1 protein-coding gene is annotated in these 959 nt (G+C 41.2%); it reads left to right on the top strand.

Annotation, left to right across the window (positions count from 1 at the left end; genetic code table 11):
• Positions 1-959 (top strand): UDP-glucose 4-epimerase GalE (gene galE, locus HMPREF2810_RS04875; RefSeq protein WP_002392192.1); only part of this gene is annotated, 959 nt, incomplete at both ends.

Raw genomic sequence — 959 nt, 5'->3', positions numbered from 1 at the left:
ATGTCTATTTTAGTATTAGGTGGCGCAGGCTACATTGGCTCACATGCCGTCGATCAATTAATTTCAAAAGGGTATGCCGTTGTGGTTGTTGATAATTTATTAACGGGACATCGTTCAGCAGTTCATGAACAAGCGACTTTCTATGAAGGCGATATTCGTGATAAAGCTTTTTTACGTAGTGTCTTTGAAAAGGAATCAATTGAAGGGGTGTTGCACTTTGCGGCCAATTCTTTAGTAGGAGAATCCGTGGAGAAACCGTTAATGTATTTCAATAACAATGTTCACGGCACTCAAATTGCCTTGGAAGTCATGCAAGAATTTGGAGTGAAACATATTGTTTTTTCTTCCACAGCGGCCACTTATGGCGAACCAAAAGCAATGCCTATTACAGAAGAAACCCCAACGAATCCTAAAAACCCGTATGGGGAAAGTAAATTAATGATGGAAAAAATCATGAAATGGTGCGACAACGCTTATGGAATGAAATATGTTGCTTTGCGTTATTTTAATGTTGCAGGAGCAAAAAAAGATGCCTCAATTGGTGAGGATCACACGCCAGAAACGCATATTGTGCCAATTATTTTACAAGTGGCATTAGGCCAACGAGCAGAGCTAAGTATTTTTGGGGATGATTATGATACCCCAGATGGCACGTGCATTCGAGATTATGTTTATATTGAAGACTTGATTGCAGCACATATTTTGGCTTTAGAATATTTGAAAAATGGCGGCGAAAGTGACGTCTTTAACTTGGGAAGCAACAACGGCTATTCTGTTAAAGAAATGTTAGATGCTGCTCGCGAAGTAACAGGTCAAGAAATCCCTGCGACAATCGCCCCACGCCGAGCAGGGGATCCTAGTACATTAATTGCTTCTAGTGAAAAAGCCAAACGAGTTTTAGGCTGGCAACCAGAAGTAACTGAGGTCAAGGACATTATCGCCACCGCTTGGCAATGGCA

It is taken from the genome of Enterococcus sp. HMSC078F03, from assembly GCF_001811595.1.
In the GTDB taxonomy this organism is placed as follows: domain Bacteria; phylum Bacillota; class Bacilli; order Lactobacillales; family Enterococcaceae; genus Enterococcus; species Enterococcus faecalis.
This window is presented reverse-complemented; position numbering and strand designations above follow the sequence as displayed.